The sequence below is a fragment of the Paracoccus mutanolyticus genome (genome assembly GCF_003285265.1).
GTDB classification, from domain to species: domain Bacteria; phylum Pseudomonadota; class Alphaproteobacteria; order Rhodobacterales; family Rhodobacteraceae; genus Paracoccus; species Paracoccus yeei.
In genome coordinates this window covers 1,153,402-1,171,743 of the sequence record NZ_CP030239.1, presented here as the reverse complement: position 1 = coordinate 1,171,743, position 18,342 = coordinate 1,153,402, and the positions used below count along the sequence as shown (strand labels likewise).

Here is an 18,342-nt window from a genome sequence, read left to right as displayed (position 1 = left end):
CTAAAACGTGAAATTTGAACGAACCGGTTCAGATGTCCAAGTTTTCGACACTCAGCGCATTTTGTTGAATAAAATCCCGGCGCGGTTCGACGACATCGCCCATGAGCTTGGTGAAAATATCGTCAGCCTCGCTCAGATCCTCGATTCGCACTTGCAACATCGTGCGCGCCGCGGGGTCGAGCGTGGTTTCCCACAGCTGTTCGGGATTCATTTCGCCCAGACCCTTGTAGCGTTGCAACGACAGGCCCTTTTCGCCTTCCAGGAAGATGGCCTGCAGCAGACTCAGCGGGCCATGGATCGGGATGTCGCGATCCTTGCGGATCAGATGCGCGGTCTGGCCATAGATCTCGGTCAGGCCTTCGGTCATGGCGCCCAGCCGCCGGCTTTCCCCGCTGCGCAGCATCGGCCCGTCCAGGGTGCGGCTTTCCTCGACCCCGCGCAGCAGGCGGGTCAGGCGGATGCCGGCGTCCTGGGTCGGGCGGCCAGACCAGCCGCGTTCGTATTCCTCGGCGATCATGTCCAGCCGCGCGGCGATGGCATTGGCAACCCCCTGCGCATCGGCATCGACCCGGCCCGGGACCAGCGCGCCGGCGATGGCGGCCTGCTCGGTGATATGGGCGGGGTAGTGCGTCGGATAGGCGCGCAGGATGCGCCGCGCGGTCCGGGCCTCGTCGACCACGCGCGCCAGGTCCGCGCCGGCGATGGTGTCGCCGTTGCCCAGCCGCAGCGTGGCGCCGTCGATACCCTGCTCGATCAGGTAATCCTCAAGCGCCGCCTCGTCCTTCAGATAGACCTCGGACCGCCCGCGCGAGACTTTGTAAAGCGGCGGCTGCGCGATATAAAGATGCCCGGCCTCGATCAACTCCGGCATCTGCCGGAAGAAGAAGGTCAGCAGCAGGGTGCGGATATGGGCGCCGTCGACATCGGCATCGGTCATGATGACGATCTTGTGATAGCGCAGCTTGCCCAGGTTGAATTCGTCCCGGCCGATGCCGGTTCCCAGCGCGGTGATCAGGGTGCCGACCTGGTCGCTCGACAGCATGCGGTCAAAGCGCGCCCGTTCCACGTTCAGGATCTTGCCGCGCAGGGGCAGCACGGCCTGGTTCTGGCGCGAACGGCCCTGCTTCGCGGAGCCGCCGGCCGAGTCGCCCTCGACGATGAACAGCTCCGACAGTGCGGGGTCCTTTTCCTGGCAATCGGCCAGCTTGCCGGGCAGGCTGGCCACGTCCATCGCGGTCTTGCGCCGGGTCAGCTCGCGCGCCTTGCGGGCGGCCTCGCGGGCCAGGGCGGCTTCGATGATCTTGCCCAGGATGGATTTCGCCTCGGCCGGGTTTTCCTCGAACCACTCGGACAGCTTCTCGACCACCAGCCCCTCGACCGCCGGGCGCACCTCGCTGGACACCAGCTTGTCCTTGGTCTGGCTGGAGAACTTGGGATCGGGCACCTTGACCGACAGCACGCAGGTCAATCCCTCGCGCGCGTCGTCGCCGGTGAAATCGACCTTCTCGCGCTTTGCCGCGCCGCTGGTCTGGGCATAGGTGTTGATGACCCGCGTCAGCGCGCCCCGGAAGCCCGCCAGATGGGTGCCCCCGTCGCGCTGCGGGATGTTGTTGGTAAAGGGCAGCACAGTTTCGTGGTAGCTGTCGTTCCACCACATCGCCACCTCGACGCCGATGCCGTTGCGCTCCCCGGTGATGAAGATCGGGTCGGCCATGACCGGAGTCTTGGATCGGTCGATGAATTTCACGAATTCCCGCACGCCGCCTTCATAGAACAGCTCGGTGCGCAGGGGTTCGGCCGGGCGCTCGTCCTCCAGGATGATGCGCACGCCCGAGTTCAGGAAGGCCAGTTCGCGCAGCCGGTTTTCCAGCGTCTTGAACACGAAGTCGCGGTTGGAAAAGGTGCCGTCCTCGCGCTCTTCGCGGGACGAGGCCAGAAAGCGCACCTCGGTGCCCTTGTCGCCGGGCGCGGCATCGCCGACCACGCGCAGATGCTCGACCGTGTCGCCGTTTTCAAAGCGGGCGTAATGTTCCTTGCCATTGCGCCAGATCCGCAATTCCAGCCAGTCCGACAGCGCGTTGACCACGGAAACACCGACGCCGTGCAACCCGCCCGAGACCTTGTAGCTGTTCTGGTCGAACTTTCCGCCCGCGTGCAGCTGGGTCATGATGACCTCGGCCGCCGAGACGCCTTCGCTGGGATGCAGGTCGGTCGGGATGCCGCGCCCGTTGTCGCGCACCGAAACGCTGCTGTCGGCGTGGATCTTGACGCGCACGAAATCGGCATGACCGGCCAGCGCCTCGTCGATGCCGTTGTCCACGACCTCATAGACCATGTGATGAAGGCCCGAGCCGTCGTCGGTATCGCCGATATACATGCCGGGACGCTTGCGCACGGCTTCCAGGCCCTTGAGAACCTTGATGGAATCGGCGCCGTATTCGGAGGGCTGGGGGGCGGGTTCGTTCATGGTCTTCTTATCCTGCCTTGGGCTTGCATCTTATAGGGGCAAAGCCGGGGAATGTCACGGGAAAGCCACAGGATTTGGTATCTGCCAGTCTTGTCATCCGGGACAGGACGCCCAGCTTCCTTGTTGTCCAAATACCCGTGGCGACAGTTCCCACAAGCGCCCCCGTCGGTGCCTTCGCGGTTTCGCAAATACTCATGCAGCAGCGGCGGCGGCGCGGTGGCATTTGGGTATTTGGGCAACAAGGAAACGACAGTCAGTCTAGGCCATCCTGATCCAGCAGGGTGCGGCCGTCGCGGCTTTCGATCTCGATCACCCACAGGTCGGGGTCGCGGGCCACGTCGCGGGCGATGCGGGCGTCGACCTCGGGCTCGGGGCCTTCGGACAGGCGCTGCCAGGGCCGCCGGTCCGTCTCGAAGTCCCATTCCCGGCCCCACAGGCTGGCCTGTCCGTCCAGGGTGGCGCATTTGACCATGACGCTGCCTGCGGTGTCGTCGCCGTGCCGGGTGACATAGGCCGGGATGCCTGCCAGCCCCAGCCGCCGCAGATAGGCCGCGACCCAGATGCCCGCGGCCAGCCGGGCTTCAGCCATCCCTGGCCTCAGGCATCGCCGTCGCGGAAATCAAGGCCCATCTCGTCATAGCGCTCGGCCTCGTCCAGCCAGTTCTCGCGCACCTTGACCTGCAGGAACAGGTGCACGGGCCGGCCCATGAACTCCATCAGTTCGGCGCGGGCGGCCTGGCCCACGGCCTTGATGGTCTCGCCGCCCTTGCCCAGCACGATGCCCTTGTGGCCGGGGCGGGCGACATAGACGATCTGGTCGACGCGGGCCGAGCCGTCCTTCTTTTCCTCCCAGCGCTCGGTCTCGACCGTCAACTGGTAGGGGATCTCCTCGTGCAGGCGCAGCGTCAGCTTTTCGCGGGTGATCTCGGCGGCGATCATGCGCATGGGCAGGTCGGCCACCTGGTCCTCGGGGTAAAGCCAGGGACCCTGGGGCACCTCTGCGGCCAGCCAGTCCATCAGGTCGCCGCAGCCATAGCCCTTCTCGGCCGAGATCATGAAGGTCCTGGCAAAGCCGAAGGTCTGGTTGACCTCGGCCGACAGCGCCAGCAGCGCCTCGGCCTTGACGCGGTCGATCTTGTTGATGACCAGCGCGACAGGGGTCTTCCCGGCATGCTCGCGCAGCTGGTCGATGATCGCCCGGGCGCCGTCGGTCAGGCCGCGATGGGCCTCGATCAGCAACAGGATCACGTCGGCGTCGGCCGCCCCGCCCCAGGCCGCCTTGACCATGCTGCGATCCAGCCGGCGGCGCGGGCGAAAGATGCCGGGCGAATCCCGAACACCACCTGCGACCCTCCTGCATGGCGATGCCGCGGATGCGGGCGCGGGTGGTCTGCACCTTGTGCGTCACGATCGAGACCTTGGCCCCGACCATCTGGTTCAGCAGGGTGGATTTCCCGGCATTCGGCTCGCCGATCAGGGCGACGAAGCCCGCGCGCGTTTCGGTCATGTGGTTCCTTCGATCTGCTCGATCATGGCCGCGGCGGCGGCCTGCTCGATGCTGCGTTTCGTTCCCTTGCCGCTGGCCGTGGCCTCGCGCCCGTCGTCCAGCCGCACGACGATCTCGAACTCGGGGGCGTGATCGGGCCCCGAGCGGGCGGCCTGGACGTATCGCGGCGGGCCCATGCCCTGGGCCTGCGCCCATTCCTGCAGCGCGGTCTTGGCATCGCGGGCGTCGTCGTCGACGTTCTCCAGCCGGTCCGCCCAAAGCCGCAGCACCACCCGCCGCGCCGCCTCGAAGCCCGCGTCCAGATAGACGGCGGCGATCACCGCCTCCATCGCGTCGGCCAGCAGCGCCTCCTTGCGCCGGCCGCCCGACATCATCTCGGACCGGCCCAGTTTCAGCACCTCGCCCAGGCCGATCTGGCGGGCGACGGCGGCGCAGGTCTCGCCCTTGACCAGGGCGTTGTAGCGCGGCGCAAGCTGGCCCTCGGTCGCAGCCCGGTCGGCCGAGAACAGCGCCTCGGCCATGGTCAGCCCCAGCACGCGGTCGCCCAGGAATTCCAGCCGCTGGTTGTCGGGCCGCGTCGCGGTCGAGATCGAGCCGTGGGTCAGCGCGCGCACCAGCAGTTCGGGCCGGGCGAATTCATGACCCAGCCTTTCGGTAAAGGCGCGCAATTCGGCGGATATCTTCATCGTTCAATACTGCCACGGGCCGGGGGAGCGGCGCAATCTTGTCAGTTCACGGCCTTGAAGAAGCGGTCGCCCCGCCAGGTCCAGAAATACAGCAGCGACTTGCCGGCCGAGGAGAACATGATCCGGTCGGCGCGGCCGATCAGGTATTCGGCCGGCACCATGCCGACGCCGCCAGCCGAGGCCGGCCAGCGCGAGTCGCCCGAATTGTCGCGGTTGTCGCCCAGGAAGAAATACTGCCCCTCGGGGACGACGAATTCCGGCGTGTTGTCGCCGGGCCCGTTGTCGGTCAGGTTCAGCACGTCGTGGCTGACGCCGTTCGGCAGCGTCTCGGTCAGGCGCTCGGCCACGCAAAGCCCGTCCTGGGCCGGGCGGATCTGCGCGGGGCAGGGCTGGCTGCCCTGCGGGCCCTGGGGGCGCTGTTCCTCGGTGAACTCGCCCGCCGGGACCTGGGGCGCGGCCGCGCCGTTGATGTAGAGGACGCCGTCCCTCATCTGGATGCGGTCGCCGGGCAGGCCGATCAGGCGCTTGATGAAGTCGTCGCCCCGGGTCGGGTGGCGGAACACCACCACGTCGCCGCGCTCGGGCTCGGAGGCCAGGATGCGGCCGGTGATCGGGCACAGGCCGAACGGGCAGGATACCGCGGAATAGCCGTAGGCCATCTTGTTGACGAACAGGAAATCGCCGATCAGCAGCGTGTCCTTCATCGACCCCGAGGGAATCCAGAACGGCTGAAAGAACAGCGTGCGAAAGACGCCTGCGATCAGCAGGGCCCAGAAGATGGTCTTGACGGTTTCCCAGATGCCGCCATCCTTGCGGGCGTCGCTTTTGGTCATGGCCGTTCCTTCCTGCGAAAGTCGCGCGTTCATGGGGCGCGGCGGCGGCCAAAGTCAAGCCGTCGCGCCGTCGCTCACAGCGTCGGGAACGGCTTCGATGACCACAAAGGCCTGCGCCCAGGGGTGATCGTCGGTCAGCGTGACGTGGACGCGGGCGACATGGCCTGGGGGCGTCATCGCGGCCAGCCGTTCCGCCGCCCAGCCGGTCAGCTGCATCGTCGGCTGGCCCCCGGGCAGGTTCGCCACCGCCATGTCGCGCCAGGCGATGCCCATGGCGAGCCCGGTGCCCAGGGCCTTGGAGCAGGCCTCCTTGGCGGCCCAGCGCTTGGCCAGGGTCGGCGCCTCCAGATGGCGGCGCGCCGCCAGCGCCAGTTCGCGCTCGGTAAAGACGCGGTGGCGAAAGCGGTCGCCGTGGCGCGCCAGCACGCCCGCGATGCGGTCGATGTTGGCAAGGTCGGTGCCGATGCCCAGGATCATCGCCGGGTCGCGCCGCCGCATGGGTCTTTGGAAAACAGAGACATCACGGGCGCACCGCATCCATGCAGCGCCGCATTTCGCGGATTGCCGGGCCGAGGCCCAGAAAGACCGATTCCGCGATCAGGAAATGGCCGATGTTCAGTTCGCGCAGCTCGGGGATGGCGGCGATGGGGCCGACGGTGTCGAAGGTCAGGCCGTGGCCGGCATGGACCTCGAGCCCCAGCAGATGGGCCTGGGCCGCGCCCTGGCGCAGCGCCGCCAGCTCGGCGTCGCGTTCGGGCAGCCGGCCTTCGGTGTCGAGATCGCAATAGGCGCCGGTATGCAGCTCGACCACGGCGGCCCCGATGCGGGCCGCGGCTTCGATCTGGCGGGGCTCATGGCCGATGAACAGCGACACCCGGCAGCCCGCCTCGCGCAGCGGGGCGATGAAGTCGGACAGCATGGATTCGTTGCCCGCCACGTCGAGGCCGCCTTCGGTCGTTCGTTCCTCGCGCTTTTCGGGGACGATGCAGACGGCGTGGGGACGGTGGCGCAACGCGATGGCCTGCATTTCCGCCGTCGCCGCCATTTCCAGGTTCAGGGGCAGGCGCAGGCTGTCCATCAGCCGGTCGATGTCGGCGTCCGAGATATGGCGCCGATCCTCGCGCAGGTGGGCGGTGATGCCGTCGGCGCCCGCCTCCTCGGCCAGCTTCGCGGCGCGGACCGGGTCCGGCCAGGGCGTGCCGCGCGCGTTGCGGATGGTGGCGACATGGTCGATGTTCACGCCGAGGCGCAGCATGGTTTCCCCCTTGTGGTCCTGCCGCAGGTCTAGACCGTTGCGGGCGCGGGTGCGAGTCCCGATGCGGCGACCCACCAGTCCGGGCGCGCGGCGGCGATCCGGTCGCGGGCCGCCCGCGCGGCCGTCCCGTCGGGAAAGATCCCGAAGCAGGTCGCGCCCGATCCCGACATGCGCGTAAGCAGGGCGCCCGCGTCGCCAAGCGCGGCCAGGCAATCGGCAATCCGGGGCATCAGCGCGATGGCGGGCGCCTGCAGGTCGTTCCGGCAGGTGGCGAGGAAATCGACCAGCGCCGCGCCGTCGGGAAACTCCGGCAGCGCGGCGGGCATGGGCGGGTTGTCGCGGCGTTCCAGGCGCTGGAACACCGCCGGCGTGGCCAGCCCCGCGCGAGGATTGACCAGCACCAGGTGCAGGGGTGGCAGCGGGGGCAGGGGAGAAAGCTTCTCTCCGACGCCCTGCATGCGGCAGGGCACCCCGGCCAGGCAGACCGGAACGTCGGCGCCCAGGACCTCGGGTCGCGGCACCCGCGCACCGAGCGCCCGCAACACCGCCGCCGCGTCGGCCGAGCCGCCGCCGATGCCCGAGGCGACGGGCAGGTTCTTTTCCAGCGTGATCGCCACCTCGTGCCCGGCCAGCCGCGCCGCGCGCAGGCACAGGTTGTCGGGGTCGTCGAGCCCTTGGGCAAAGGGGCCGGTGACGGTCAGCGAGAGGGGGCCCGGCGCCAGCGTCACCACATCGCCCAGGTCCAGGAACACCACCAGCGAATCCAGCAGGTGATAGCCGTCCGCCCGCTGGCCGGTGACATGCAGGGTCAGGTTCAGCTTGGCGGGGAGCCTTTTCGCGGCGCATCATTCCTGTTGCTGCGCGGCCTCGGAGGGAACGGGGTCGGGCGCGGGCAGCTTGCCGCCATGGGCCTTTTCCTCGGCCAGGACGGCGTCGAGGCCCCGGTCCAGCTTGGCGCGGATGCGGTGCGCCTCGGCCTCGGTCTCGGGCTCCAGGCTCAGCGCGCGGTGCCACTGGATCTCGGCCTCGCGCTTGCGGCCGACCATCCAGTAGATGTCGCCCATGTGGTCGTTGACCAGCGAATCGTCCGACATGGCGGCGACCGCCTTTTCCATCGGGGCCACGGCCTCGGCATAGCGGCCCATGCGGTAATAGGCCCAGGCCAGCGAATCCAGGATATAGCCGTCGTCCGGGCGCAGATCGACCGCGCGCTGGATCAGGGTCAGCGCCTCGTCCAGCTTTTCGCCCCGGTCGACCAGGCTGTAGCCCAGATAGTTCAGCACCTGCGCGCTGTCGGGGCGCAGCTTCAGCGCTTCGCGGAAATCGGCTTCGGCCTTGTCGAACTGGCCGGCGCGTTCCAGCGCGATGCCGCGCGCGTAAAGCGGGAACCAGCGCGCCTCGCCCGCACCGGGACCGATCAGCGACAGGGCCTTGTCATAGGCCGGGATCGCCTGGCTGAACTTGTCCTGCTGGCGCAGGAGGTCGCCAAGCGCGATCCAGCCTTGCGCCAGTTCGGGATGTGCGGCGGTCAGCCCCAGCGCGGCCTTTTCCGCATCGGCCAGACGCTCGGCCCGGGCCAGGGCGTCGATCCGCGCCAGTTCCGCGATGGGGCGCATGTCGCCCAGGTCGCGCAGCGCCTCGAATTCCTGCTCGGCCAGGTCGAACTGGCCGAAACCCTGCAGAAGCTGGGCCGACAGCAGATGCGCCTCGCCCAGGTCGGGCGACAGATAGGCGGCCAGCCGCGCGTGGATCAGCGCCAGCGGGTCGGGCTCCTCGTTCGTGGCCAGCACGCTGGCGAAGGTCAGGAACACCTGGGCGATGCCGTCGGCCGGGCTGCGGATCGAATCGAAGGGCAGGGTCTGGCCCTGCGCCAGCCGGTCGCGCAGCGCCACGAGCTGCGGCTCCTCGGCAAAGCCGGGGGTGCCTTCCAGCAGGGCGACGGCATCCCGATTGCGTTCCAGCTGCGACAGGATCTGGGCCCGGGCGACCACGCCCAGGATATGGGCGCCGGTCTGGGGATCGGACAGCAGCGCCTCGGCGCCTTCGTAGTCGCCGACCTTGGCCTTGGCCAGCGCCAGGTGATAGTTGACCATGGGCCGGGCGCCGCGCACCTTGCCCAGTTCTTCGAAGGCAGAGAGCGACTGCCGCGCGTTGCCGGCCCCAAGCAGCGCCCAGGCCCGGATCATCTTGTCCAGCAGGACCGCGCCGCCCGGCGTCGCCTCGGCCATGCCGTCGTCGGGCGCGGGGGGCGGGGCGCGGTCGATGGCGTTGACGAGATCCTGCCAGCGTTCGGTGCGCGCCAGCTTGGTCCGCTGCATCAGCCCGGCCAGTTCGGTCGCGCGGCCCTGGTCGGCCATGGTCACGGCAAGCGCCGCGGCGCGCTCCATCTCTCCGGCGGAAATCAGCGCGACCAGGGCGCTGTCCTGCAGGAAGGGATCGGTGTCGTCCTGCGCCAAGGCCTGCAGGTAATAGTTCGCGGCGCTGCGATAGTCGTTGGCAATGGCTGCCTGCCGCGCCGCCAGATAGGGACCGGAAAGGCCCCGCACCTCGGGCGTGGGAGGCGTTGGGGCGGTCGTGGCGCGGGCCGGGCGGGGCAAGGGCGCCTCTTGCGCCAGAACCGGGGCGGCTGGCGCCGCCGTCGGCATCAGCGGCGCGGCGGTCAGCGCGATCAGCGCCAGGGGGATCAGTCTTTTCGTCACGGCAACGGCCCACATTCCGGCAATTTGCGTGAACCTAGCCCCGATGGCGGGGCAGGGCAACGCCGCCGGTCGGCATGCCCCGCGCCTTGCGATCACATATTCGGGTAGTTCGGCTCGTCTCCGCCCTGGGGCGTGGTCCAGTTGATGTTCTGCGACGGATCCTTGATGTCGCAGGTCTTGCAATGCACGCAGTTCTGGAAGTTGATCTGGAAGCGCGGGCCCTCGGGTCCCTCCAGCACCTCATAGACCCCGGCCGGGCAATAGCGTTGGGCGGGCTCGGCATAAAGCGGCAGGTTCACCGCGATGGGGATCGAGGGGTCCTTCAGCTTCAGGTGGCAGGGCTGGCTTTCCTCGTGGTTGGTAAAGGAAAACGCCACATTGGTCAGCCGGTCGAAGCTGAGCTTGCCGTCGGGCTTGGGGTAGTCGATGGGCTTGAAATCGGCGGCCTTGCCGGTGGCCTGCGCGTCGGTCTTGCCGTGCTTCCAGGTCCCCATCGGGTTCCAGCCGGTCAGGCCCGCCACCCACATGTCAAAGCCCCCAGCGCCAGGCTTGCCGACAGGCCAAGCCGCGACCAGAGCGGCTTGACGTTGCGCACGGGCTTGAGGTCCTTGGCGATGGCGCCGCTGCGGACCTCGGTTTCGTAATCGGTCAGCTCGTCGCCCGTCCGCCCCGCGGCGATGGCCGCCGCCGCCGCCTCGGCCGCGGCGATGCCCGAGAGCATGGCGTTGTGGTTGCCCTTGATGCGCGGCACGTTGACCATGCCGGCCGAGCAGCCCAAAAGCGCCGCCCCCGGAACGGTCAGCTTGGGGATCGACTGCCAGCCGCCTTCGGAAATCGCCCTCGCGCCATAGGCCACGCGCTTGCCGCCCTCCAGAAGATCCGCCACCAGCGGATGGTGCTTGAAGCGCTGGAACTCCATGTAGGGGTAAAGATAGGGGTTTTCATAGTTCAGGTGGACGACGAAGCCGACCAGCACCTGGTTGCCCTCGAGGTGATAGATGAAGCTGCCGCCGCCGGCGTTCTTGCCCAGGGGCCAGCCCATGGTGTGGGTGACGGTGCCGGGGCGGGCCTTCTCGGGGTCGATCTCCCAGATCTCCTTCATGCCGATGCCGTATTTCTGCGGTTCGTGCCCGGCCGAGAGGTCGTATTTGCCGATCAGCTCCTTGGCGAGGCTGCCGCGCACGCCCTCGGCGATCAGGACGTATTTGCCGCGCAGCTCCATGCCGGGCTCATAGGCCGGGCCGGGGGTGCCGTCGGCCTCGAGCCCCATCTCGCCCGCGACGACGCCCACGACCCGCTCGCCCTCGTAGACCAGCTGCGAGCAGGCCATGCCGGGGAAGATCTCCACCTCCAGCGCCTCGGCCTGTTCGGCGAGCCAGCGGCAGACGTTGCCCATGCTGACGATATACTTGCCGTGGTTCGACATCAGCCGCGGCATCGGCCAGTTCGGCACCCGCACCTGGCCCTGTTCGCCCAGGATGAAGAAATTGTCGGTCGTGACCTCGGTGGTGACGGGGGCGCCCTTGGCCTTCCAGTCGGGGATCAGCCGGTCAAGGCCCACGGTGTCCAGAACCGCGCCCGACAGGATATGCGCGCCGATCTCGGAGCCCTTCTCCAAGAGCACCACAGAGAGTTCGGGGTTGACCTGCTTCAGCCGGATCGCCGCAGACAGCCCCGCCGGGCCGCCCCCAACGATCACGACGTCGTAATCCATCGACTCCCGGACGATCTCCGACATGGCTTGGTCCCCCTGCTCCTAGCTCGCGTTCGGGGGCAATCCCTATCCCGGAACGCCGGGCTGGGCAATGAAAACGCGACGCTCCATGACCGGGTTGCGACGCTTTCGCGCGGGGCCGGGCAAGGCGGCGACGGCGGGTCTTGAAACGTTGGGCCAATCGCGCCACGATGCATCCGGTTTCAGCGGACGCCCCCGGCCGACGGGCGGGGGCGTCCGCACACCTTGAGGATCGCGCAGATTGGGGCTGCCCTGGGGGCGGCGGAAGGACCGGAATGGAAAAGATACCGATGACCCGTGCGGGCTACGACCAGCTGGACGAGGAATTGCGCGAACTGCGCGCGGTCGAGCGTCCCGCCGTGATCCGCGCCATCGCCGAGGCGCGCGAGCATGGCGATCTGTCCGAGAACGCCGAATACCATGCCGCCCGCGAAAAGCAGAGCTTTGTCGAGGGCCGCATCAAGGAACTCGAGATGATCATTTCGCGCGCCGAGGTGATCGACCCGTCGCGCCTGTCGGGCAGCGTCAAGTTCGGCGCCACCGTCACCCTGCTGGACGAGGACACCGAGGAAGAGCGGACCTACCAGATCGTCGGCGAATCCGAGGCCGACCTGGAACGCGGCCTGCTCAACATCCGTTCGCCCCTGGCCCGCGCCCTGATCGGCAAGGACGAGGGCGACAGCGTCGAGGTCGTCACGCCCGGCGGGGGGAAATCCTATGAGATCATCGCGATCCGCTATGTCTGAGACCCGCAGCGCAAGGATGGCCGCATGAACGGGCTGCAATCGCTGAGCCGGCTTGCCGCCGGACAGGGCCGCGACCGGCTGGTGACCCTGGGCGCCGCCGCAAGCCTCGTCTGGCTGGCGCTGGTCGCGATCCTGGCCTGGGCCGGCGGGGGCGAGGCGACGGCCGAGGCGGCCGGGCCGTCCCTTGGCGGCTGGCTGCTGCGCGCCCTGGGCGTGGTGCTGCCCCTGGCGCTGATCTGGTTCGCCGTCTGGTCCGCCCGCAGCCTGGCCCTGCTGCGCGCGGAGGCCGAGGAGCTGCGCGCGCTGCTTGGGCAGATGCGCACCTCGGAGCCGGGCGACGAGCCGCTGCCCGAGATGCGGACGCAGCCCCTGGCCCAGTCCCACTCTCAGGCCCACTCTCAGCCCCAGCCGCGCCCCGTGCCGCGCCCGGCGGCGGTTCCGCCCCGCCGCCCCGCGGCCCAGCCCCTGGCCGCCCAGGCCCCGCGGCCGGCCGAGACGCCCCCCGCGCCCGAGCTGTCCGCGGCCGAGGTCTTCATGGCGCTGCACTTTCCCGACGACTCCGTCACCACGAGGCGATTCGCTGCCTGCGCCTGGGCTGGCGCACCCCGAGCTTGCCCGGCTGATCCGTGCCGCCCAGGACGTGGTGACGCTGCTGGCCAGCCGCGGCATCTATATGGACGACATCCAGGTGCCCGAAACCGACCCCGCGCTGTGGCGCGCCTTTGTCCAGGGCGCGCGCGGCGAGGCGGTGGCGGGGCTGGCCGTGGTCGACGATGCCCAGGCCCTGGCCGGCGCTGCCGAGATGATGCGCACGGATGCGGTGTTTCGCGACGTGGCGCAGCATTTCATGCGCCATTTCGACCGCCTGCTGGGCCAACGCGCCGAAACCGACGGCGACACCGTCCTGGCCGTCCTTGCCGAGACGCGTTCGGGCCGGGCCTTTACCCTGCTGGGCCAGATCGCCGGGGTTCTGGGCACGCCCGGGCCCGCGCCCGAGGCAGGCGGGGATCAGCCCGCCGCCTCCTGAACCGGGCGGCGCAGCACATGGGCGGGCGGGCTCCAGGGCCAGCCCAGCCGTTGGCGGGCGACGGGGCGAAAGCCCATTGCCTGCCAGGCCGCGAGGCCAGGCTTGTTTCCGGCCTCGACCTCGACCCGCAGGGCGGGATGGCCGCGCGCCCGGGCATGGGCTTCGGCGGCTGCCGCCAAGGCACGGGCCACGCCCCGCCGGCGCCACCCCGGCGCTACGGCGCAGCCCTGGATGATCAGATCCGTCGTCGCCGGGCCGCCGCGATACAGACGGGCGCACAGCGCGCGCAGCCGCCCCGCCACGGGCCCGAAGGCTTCGGCATAGCCCGCGGCCCGGCCTTCCAGAAAGGCGCCGCGGCCGTCCACCAGTCCCGCCATTCCGACCAGCCGCCCTGACGGCGCCAGCGCGACCAGCCCCAGGTCCGGCCGCATCAGCGCCCGCACCAGCGCCACGCCCCGCGCGGGCCGCGTGGGCAGCGGTTGCAGCAGGTGGCCGAACTGCCGCCAGTAAAGCCGCGCCGCCGCGCCCTGCAGGGCCGTCGGCACGCCCGTCAGGATGCGAAAGGCGGGCGGGGTGGGCATGATCCCTCTCTTGCGCAGGGGGCGCGCTTTGTCCAATCTGGCGCCGATCCTTATGCCCGCAGTGCACGCAGCCAGACAATGACCAAAGCTTCCCCAGACCCGGACAGCCCCGCGCCGGTCCTGACGCCCGAGGCGCGCCGCGTCCTGGCCCGCACCCCGGGGCAATGCCTGCGCCACGGGCTGATCCAGTCGCTGCCCTTTCTGCTGGTGCTGGTGCCCTTCGGCCTGCTGTTCGGCGTGGTGTCGGACGCGGCGGGGTTCGATCTGCCGGGTCATGGGCTTTTCCGTGCTGGTGCTGGCGGGCGCCTCGCAATTCACCGCGGTGCAGCTGATCGCCGATCACGCGCCGACCATCGTGGTGATTCTGTCGGCCCTGGCGGTGAACCTGCGGCTGGCGATGTATTCGGCCTCGCTGGTGCCTTGGCTGGGCCAGGCGCCGACCCGCTGGCGGGCGTTCCTGTCCTATGTGCTGATCGGCCAGACCTATGCCCTGGCGATCCAGCATTACGAGGCCAATCCCCGCCTGCGGCTGGACCAGCGGATGGCCTATTTCACCGGCACGGCCATCGGCTGCTGCGTGCCCTGGTTCCTGGCCACGGCGCTTGGCTTCACGCTGGGCCGGGCGATCCCGGAAAGCTGGGCGCTGGATTTCGCGGTGCCGATCACCTTCCTGGCGATGGTGGCGCCCATGCTGCGCAGCCCCGCCCATATCGCGGCCGCCGGAGTGTCGATCCTGGGCGCGCTGGTCTTCAGCGTGCTGCCCTCGGGGCTGGGCATCCTGGTCGCGGCGCCCCTGGCGATGGCGACGGGCGCCTGGGTCGAGTGGCGGATGGAACGCAAGGGAGCCGCGGCATGAGCTTCGACGCCAAGATCTGGCTGGTGATCCTGGCCCTGGGGGCCGGCACCTATCTGATCCGCTGGTCGTTTCTGGGCGCCATCGGCAGCCGGCCGATTCCGTCCTGGGCGGCGCGGGCGCTGCGCTATACGGCGGTGGCGGTGTTGCCGGCCATCGCGGTTCCGCTGGCGCTGTTTCCGGCGGCGACCGGCGGGCGGCCCGACCCCGCCCGGCTGACCGCGGCCATCGTCACGCTGGCGGTGGGCGTTCTGACGCGCAACATGCTGGCGGCCATCCTGGCGGGGATGGCCACGCTGTTCGGGATGCTCGCCCTGATGGGCTAGGGCCTAGTTCCGGGCGTGCAACTGCCCGTCGGGGCCATAGCCCGCGATCACGCCGTTCTTCTGCCGCAGCAGGACGTTGTGGTTGTTGGCCGGATCGCCGTCCATGTGCTTCTTGCTGGTCACGCCCGGCAGGGTCAGGAACCAGCGCCGCAGCTTCAGCGGCGAAAAGCCGGTGGGCGCGCCCTGGAACCCCGGCACCTGGCGCAGCACCTGCCCGGTCGCGACCGCGCAGAAGCTCTTGTTGACCGAACCGTGCTGTTCGGCGGCGCGGATCGCGGCATCGGCCACGGCCAGCGGCACCTGGACCGTATCCTCGGCCACCCAGAAGGTTTCGCGCGCGTGGTAGTCGATGTAGAAGTTCTTGAAGTTCGGCGTGATCCCGTAAAGCACGTCGTTGCGTTCCGGGATCGCCGGATGGTTCCAGCTGCCCGCCGGGTCGAAGATCACCCGCTGGCTGCCGTTGATGAGCAGCGCGGAATGGCCGCCTTCGCCGCGCGGGATGCCGATCACCGTCAAGAGCGAGATCGAGGGCGGCTCGTTCGAAACATAGCGCGCCTTGCGGATCGCCTCGTCTGTGTCCCAGACATTGTCGGCGCCGCAGGCTGCTAGCGCAGCCGGCAGGGCCAGCGCGAGGAAGGCACGTCTTTGCATCGAATGCTCCGAAGGATCAGCTGTTCGCCAGCGCCAGGAAGATCAGCACCGCGATCGCCAGTCCCACGACCCAAGTCGAGAGCCGGATGAAGCCCGCGAACGTCTTCTGATGATCGCTGATGTCCATCGAGCCGTGCTTGTGTTCGGTGACTTCGTGATGCGAGGCCATGGTTCCTCCCCCGGGATTCTGCGCTGCGTCGCGCCTTGGATAGCCCAAGCCGGGGGGGCTGTCACGCCCCCCAAAGGGTGGCGCCCTGCTCGGTCTGGCCCACGGGCCACACCCGGCCCGCCGCGCGCAGGTGGTTGATGTGGCCCACCGCCTCGGCCAGGGCCAGCCCGAACTCGGGCTTGCCGATCACCCGGCGATACAGCAGGTCGAAGCAGCCGACCGTGGTGCGCGGCGCGCCCGCCAGCCCGGCGGCCAGCCGCTCCAGCGCGGCGCGCTGGTTGTCGATCAGCTGGCGCAGCCGGGTCGGCAGCCCGCGATGGGCAGCCGGTGGCCGGGCAGGATCAGCTGGTCGGGCCGGGCGTGCTCGGCCAGCCGGGCGCAACTGGTCAGCCAGCCGCCGATCGGGTCGCCCTCGGGCTCGTTCGGATGCACGCCGAGATTGGGCGAGATCGAGGCCAGAAGCTGATCGCCGCCGATCACCAGATCGTCGTCCTGCGACCACAGGGTGACATGTTCGGGGGCGTGCCCCTCGCCCATGCGGACGATCCAGCGCCGCTCGCCGAAGGCGATCTCGTGCCCCTCGGCCAGGCGGCGATAGCCGGGCGGCAGGGGGGCCGAGAGGTCCGCCATGTTGAAGGGCCGTTCCGCGGCCCGCTCGGCGATCATCTCGGGCGGCATCCCGGCTTGGCGCCAGAACGCCAGCGCCTGCGGCGTCGGGCGGTCCTGCACGTCCAGGATCGACATGCGCGCCGTCAGCCAGACGGTGCGCGAGGTCCACAGCTCGACCCCGTGGCTTGAACGGAACCAGCCGGCCAGCCCCATGTGGTCCAGATGGTGATGGGTGGCGATCAGCCGCGTGACCGGCGCGCCGGCCAGCGGCCGACCTGCATCAGCGCCTGTATGCGGCAAACACGCCTCATTGATTGCTGGCCGTTAGAAACGAAAAGGAGCGTGAGCGCCAAGAACAGCAAGAGAATGGTGATAAGGATTGAAGGGCAGGGGCATCTGCATCCACAGGACGCCCGGCGCGATCTCTCGCGCCTCGCCTTCGGCCGGGGGGATATGGGGTTCGCTGCGGATCACCCGGCCATCTGGCCCGCCAGCAGGGCATCGTCAAGAGCTCCGAGATCCGCGCCCCCGGCCCGCACCGCCGCCAGGTCGGCGCAGAACTGCGGCAGGATGCGGTTGACATGGACCCGCGCCAGCGTGGCTGGGCCCCCCTCCACCGCCGCGCGCAGGTGGTAATGCGCGCCCAGCACCCGGGCGAAGGCCATGAGATAAGGCACGGCGCCCGCGAAACGGTCCTCGGGTGCAAGCTCCAGCAGGTCCAGCGTCGCCTCGCGCAGGGTCTCGGCGGCCTGCCAGACCTCATGCGCCAGATCGGGCTGCGGGCCTGTGCGGCCTTGGCGCCGTCCAGGATCTCGTCCAGCAGCGCCGTGGCGGCGGCCCCGCCGTCGGCCAGCTTGCGGCCGACCAGGTCCATCGCCTGGATGCCGTTCGTGCCTTCGTAGATCGCGGTGATGCGCACGTCGCGCAGGTATTGGGCGGCGCCGGTTTCCTCGATATAGCCCATGCCGCCGTGGACCTGGACGCCCATGTCGGCCACGCGGATGCCGACATCGGTGCCATAGGCCTTGGCGATGGGGGTCAGGAAGGCCGCCCGCGCCGCCCAGTCCGCGCTGCCGGTCGCCCGCGCCATGTCGATGGCGACGGCGCAGCCCAGGCAGATCGCGCGGGCGGCAAAGACCTCGGCCCGCGCCTCGGCCAGCATCCGGCGCACGTCCGGGTGACGGATGATCGGGCCCATCTGGTTGCGCTCGGCCGCATAGGCGACGGCCTGCTGCAAGGCCGCCTCGGCCTGCGCCACGCCCTGGATGCCGACGCCCAGGCGGGCGCAGTTCATCATGGTGAACATCGCCGCCATGCCCTTGTGTTCCTGGCCTACCAGCCAGCCCTTGGCGCCCTCGAAGCTCATCACGCAGGTGGGCGAGCCGTGGATGCCCAGCTTGTGTTCCAGGCTGACGACGCGCAGGTCGTTCGGGACGCCGGGTCTGCCGTTTTCGTCGGGGATGAACTTCGGCACCATGAACAGGCTGATGCCGCGGGTGCCGGGGGCGCCGTCGGGCAGCCGGGCGAGGACCAGGTGGCAGACGTTTTCCGTCACGTCGCTGTCGCCCCAGGTGATGAAGATCTTCTGCCCGGTGATGCGATAGGTCCCGTCCCCGGCGCGCTCGGCCCTTGTGGTCAGCGCGCCCACGTCGGAACCGGCCTGCGGCTCGGTCAGGTCATTGTGCCCGACCATTCCCCCGAGGTCAGCTTGGGCAGATACAAGGCCTTCAGTTCGTCGCTGCCGTGATGCTCCAGCGCCTCGATCTGGCCCTGGGTCAGCAGCGGGTTCAGCTGCAGCGCCAGGCAGCCCGAGGCGACCATTTCGTTCACCGCCATGTTCAGCGCCTGCGGCAGGCCCATGCCGCCATGGTCGGGGTCCGCCGACAGCCCGATCCAGCCGCCTTCGGCCAGCGCACGGAACGCCTCGGCGAACCCGGGGCTGGAGCGGAGCGCGCCGTTTTCCAGCCGCGCCGGGTGCAGGTCGCCCGCCCGGTTCACCGGCGCGATCACGTCGGTGGCCAGCCGGGCGGCGCCGGTCAGGATCGCCTCGACCGTCTCGGGGGTGGCCTCGGCGAAACGCTCGGTTTGCGCAAGCTGAGGAAAGGCCACGACCCGGTTCAGGATGAAGGCGATCTGATCGACGGGCGCGCGATAGGTCATGGCTGGCTTTCTCCCCCTCTGGCGCCTTGGCAAATCGG

Annotated in this window: 15 protein-coding genes and 5 pseudogenes; 4 read left to right on the top strand and 16 right to left on the bottom strand. The window is 69.4% G+C overall.

Features of this window, described 5'->3' with window-relative positions; translation table 11 throughout:
• Positions 1-28: 28 nt before the first annotated feature.
• The 10 genes and pseudogenes from gyrB to DPM13_RS06300 form a co-directional block, all read right to left on the bottom strand.
• Complete coding sequence (gyrB, locus tag DPM13_RS06345) at positions 29-2,467, bottom strand: DNA topoisomerase (ATP-hydrolyzing) subunit B (RefSeq protein ID WP_112887660.1); 2,439 nt, start codon at positions 2,465-2,467, stop codon at positions 29-31.
• 253 nt (positions 2,468-2,720) lie between these two features.
• Positions 2,721-3,056: a DUF1491 family protein gene (locus tag DPM13_RS06340; protein ID WP_112887659.1), complete on the bottom strand. Its 336-nt coding sequence runs from the start codon at positions 3,054-3,056 to the stop codon at positions 2,721-2,723.
• Between the two features lie 8 nt (positions 3,057-3,064).
• A pseudogene (era, locus tag DPM13_RS06335) lies at positions 3,065-3,974 on the bottom strand (GTPase Era).
• Positions 3,971-4,660, bottom strand: coding sequence for a ribonuclease III (rnc, locus tag DPM13_RS06330; protein WP_080621102.1), 690 nt, complete (start codon positions 4,658-4,660; stop codon positions 3,971-3,973). The pseudogene era and the gene rnc overlap by 4 nt, the downstream one beginning before the upstream one ends.
• 41 nt (positions 4,661-4,701) lie before the next feature.
• Positions 4,702-5,493, bottom strand: coding sequence for a signal peptidase I (gene lepB, locus DPM13_RS06325; protein ID WP_112888710.1), 792 nt, complete (start codon positions 5,491-5,493; stop codon positions 4,702-4,704).
• A 54-nt stretch (positions 5,494-5,547) separates the two neighbouring features.
• The gene (acpS, locus tag DPM13_RS06320; protein ID WP_112888709.1) at positions 5,548-5,970 is read right to left on the bottom strand and encodes a holo-ACP synthase; all 423 of its coding nucleotides are present in this window, start codon (positions 5,968-5,970) and stop codon (positions 5,548-5,550) included.
• Between the two features lie 43 nt (positions 5,971-6,013).
• The gene (locus DPM13_RS06315) at positions 6,014-6,748 is read right to left on the bottom strand and encodes a pyridoxine 5'-phosphate synthase (protein WP_028718486.1); all 735 of its coding nucleotides are present in this window, start codon (positions 6,746-6,748) and stop codon (positions 6,014-6,016) included.
• Between the two features lie 29 nt (positions 6,749-6,777).
• Positions 6,778-7,566 carry a 4-(cytidine 5'-diphospho)-2-C-methyl-D-erythritol kinase gene (locus DPM13_RS06310; RefSeq protein WP_112887658.1) on the bottom strand — a complete coding sequence of 263 codons (789 nt, stop codon included), beginning with the start codon at positions 7,564-7,566 and terminating at the stop codon, positions 6,778-6,780.
• A gap of 27 nt (positions 7,567-7,593) precedes the next feature.
• Complete coding sequence (locus DPM13_RS06305) at positions 7,594-9,447, bottom strand: tetratricopeptide repeat protein (RefSeq protein WP_223252390.1); 1,854 nt, start codon at positions 9,445-9,447, stop codon at positions 7,594-7,596.
• Between the two features lie 92 nt (positions 9,448-9,539).
• Positions 9,540-11,185 (bottom strand): annotated as a pseudogene (locus DPM13_RS06300) (4Fe-4S dicluster domain-containing protein).
• Positions 11,186-11,457: 272 nt separating this feature from the next.
• On the opposite strand from DPM13_RS06300, the gene greA reads away from it, so the two are divergent.
• Positions 11,458-11,928, top strand: a complete 471-nt coding sequence (gene greA, locus DPM13_RS06295; protein ID WP_028718482.1) for a transcription elongation factor GreA — start codon at positions 11,458-11,460, stop codon at positions 11,926-11,928.
• A 398-nt stretch (positions 11,929-12,326) separates the two neighbouring features.
• Here the strand turns inward: greA and DPM13_RS22365 are convergent, their stop codons facing one another.
• The gene (locus DPM13_RS22365) at positions 12,327-12,464 is read right to left on the bottom strand and encodes a hypothetical protein (protein ID WP_223252389.1); all 138 of its coding nucleotides are present in this window, start codon (positions 12,462-12,464) and stop codon (positions 12,327-12,329) included.
• Between the two features lie 107 nt (positions 12,465-12,571).
• On the opposite strand from DPM13_RS22365, the gene DPM13_RS22360 reads away from it, so the two are divergent.
• A complete protein-coding gene (locus DPM13_RS22360; protein ID WP_223252388.1) occupies positions 12,572-12,955 on the top strand; it encodes a hypothetical protein in 384 nt (127 codons plus the stop codon).
• On the opposite strand, the gene DPM13_RS06285 is transcribed toward DPM13_RS22360, so the two are convergent.
• Positions 12,937-13,536 (bottom strand): GNAT family N-acetyltransferase, encoded by a 600-nt coding sequence (locus DPM13_RS06285; RefSeq protein WP_112887656.1) that lies wholly within the window; start codon positions 13,534-13,536, stop codon positions 12,937-12,939. The two genes, DPM13_RS22360 and DPM13_RS06285, sit on opposite strands and share 19 nt — an antisense overlap.
• Positions 13,537-13,614: 78 nt before the next feature.
• On the opposite strand from DPM13_RS06285, the pseudogene DPM13_RS06280 reads away from it, so the two are divergent.
• Positions 13,615-14,392: pseudogene (locus tag DPM13_RS06280) on the top strand (AzlC family ABC transporter permease).
• Positions 14,389-14,715: an AzlD domain-containing protein gene (locus DPM13_RS06275; RefSeq protein ID WP_028718478.1), complete on the top strand. Its 327-nt coding sequence runs from the start codon at positions 14,389-14,391 to the stop codon at positions 14,713-14,715. Before DPM13_RS06280 ends, DPM13_RS06275 begins: the two are co-directional and overlap by 4 nt.
• 3 nt (positions 14,716-14,718) lie before the next feature.
• On the opposite strand, the gene DPM13_RS06270 is transcribed toward DPM13_RS06275, so the two are convergent.
• The 4 genes and pseudogenes from DPM13_RS06270 to DPM13_RS06255 form a co-directional block, all read right to left on the bottom strand.
• Positions 14,719-15,366 (bottom strand): hypothetical protein, encoded by a 648-nt coding sequence (locus DPM13_RS06270; RefSeq protein ID WP_028718477.1) that lies wholly within the window; start codon positions 15,364-15,366, stop codon positions 14,719-14,721.
• A gap of 16 nt (positions 15,367-15,382) precedes the next feature.
• Positions 15,383-15,535, bottom strand: a complete 153-nt coding sequence (locus DPM13_RS06265) for an aa3-type cytochrome c oxidase subunit IV (protein ID WP_080621092.1) — start codon at positions 15,533-15,535, stop codon at positions 15,383-15,385.
• Positions 15,536-15,596: 61 nt separating this feature from the next.
• Positions 15,597-16,618 (bottom strand): annotated as a pseudogene (locus DPM13_RS06260) (MBL fold metallo-hydrolase).
• A pseudogene (locus tag DPM13_RS06255) lies at positions 16,615-18,304 on the bottom strand (acyl-CoA dehydrogenase). Before DPM13_RS06255 ends, DPM13_RS06260 begins: the two co-directional pseudogenes overlap by 4 nt.
• Positions 18,305-18,342: the final 38 nt, after the last annotated feature.

Coding starts and splice junctions, on each gene's coding strand:
- DPM13_RS06270 (WP_028718477.1), bottom strand. CDS start 15,366: ATGCAAAGACGTGCCTTCCTCGCGCTGGCCCTGCCGGCTGCGCTAGCA.
- greA (WP_028718482.1), top strand. CDS start 11,458: ATGGAAAAGATACCGATGACCCGTGCGGGCTACGACCAGCTGGACGAG.
- lepB (WP_112888710.1), bottom strand. CDS start 5,493: ATGACCAAAAGCGACGCCCGCAAGGATGGCGGCATCTGGGAAACCGTC.
- DPM13_RS06340 (WP_112887659.1), bottom strand. CDS start 3,056: ATGGCTGAAGCCCGGCTGGCCGCGGGCATCTGGGTCGCGGCCTATCTG.
- gyrB (WP_112887660.1), bottom strand. CDS start 2,467: ATGAACGAACCCGCCCCCCAGCCCTCCGAATACGGCGCCGATTCCATC.
- DPM13_RS06265 (WP_080621092.1), bottom strand. CDS start 15,535: ATGGCCTCGCATCACGAAGTCACCGAACACAAGCACGGCTCGATGGAC.
- rnc (WP_080621102.1), bottom strand. CDS start 4,660: ATGAAGATATCCGCCGAATTGCGCGCCTTTACCGAAAGGCTGGGTCAT.
- acpS (WP_112888709.1), bottom strand. CDS start 5,970: ATGATCCTGGGCATCGGCACCGACCTTGCCAACATCGACCGCATCGCG.
- DPM13_RS06315 (WP_028718486.1), bottom strand. CDS start 6,748: ATGCTGCGCCTCGGCGTGAACATCGACCATGTCGCCACCATCCGCAAC.
- DPM13_RS06285 (WP_112887656.1), bottom strand. CDS start 13,536: ATGCCCACCCCGCCCGCCTTTCGCATCCTGACGGGCGTGCCGACGGCC.
- DPM13_RS06275 (WP_028718478.1), top strand. CDS start 14,389: ATGAGCTTCGACGCCAAGATCTGGCTGGTGATCCTGGCCCTGGGGGCC.
- DPM13_RS22365 (WP_223252389.1), bottom strand. CDS start 12,464: ATGAAGACCTCGGCCGCGGACAGCTCGGGCGCGGGGGGCGTCTCGGCC.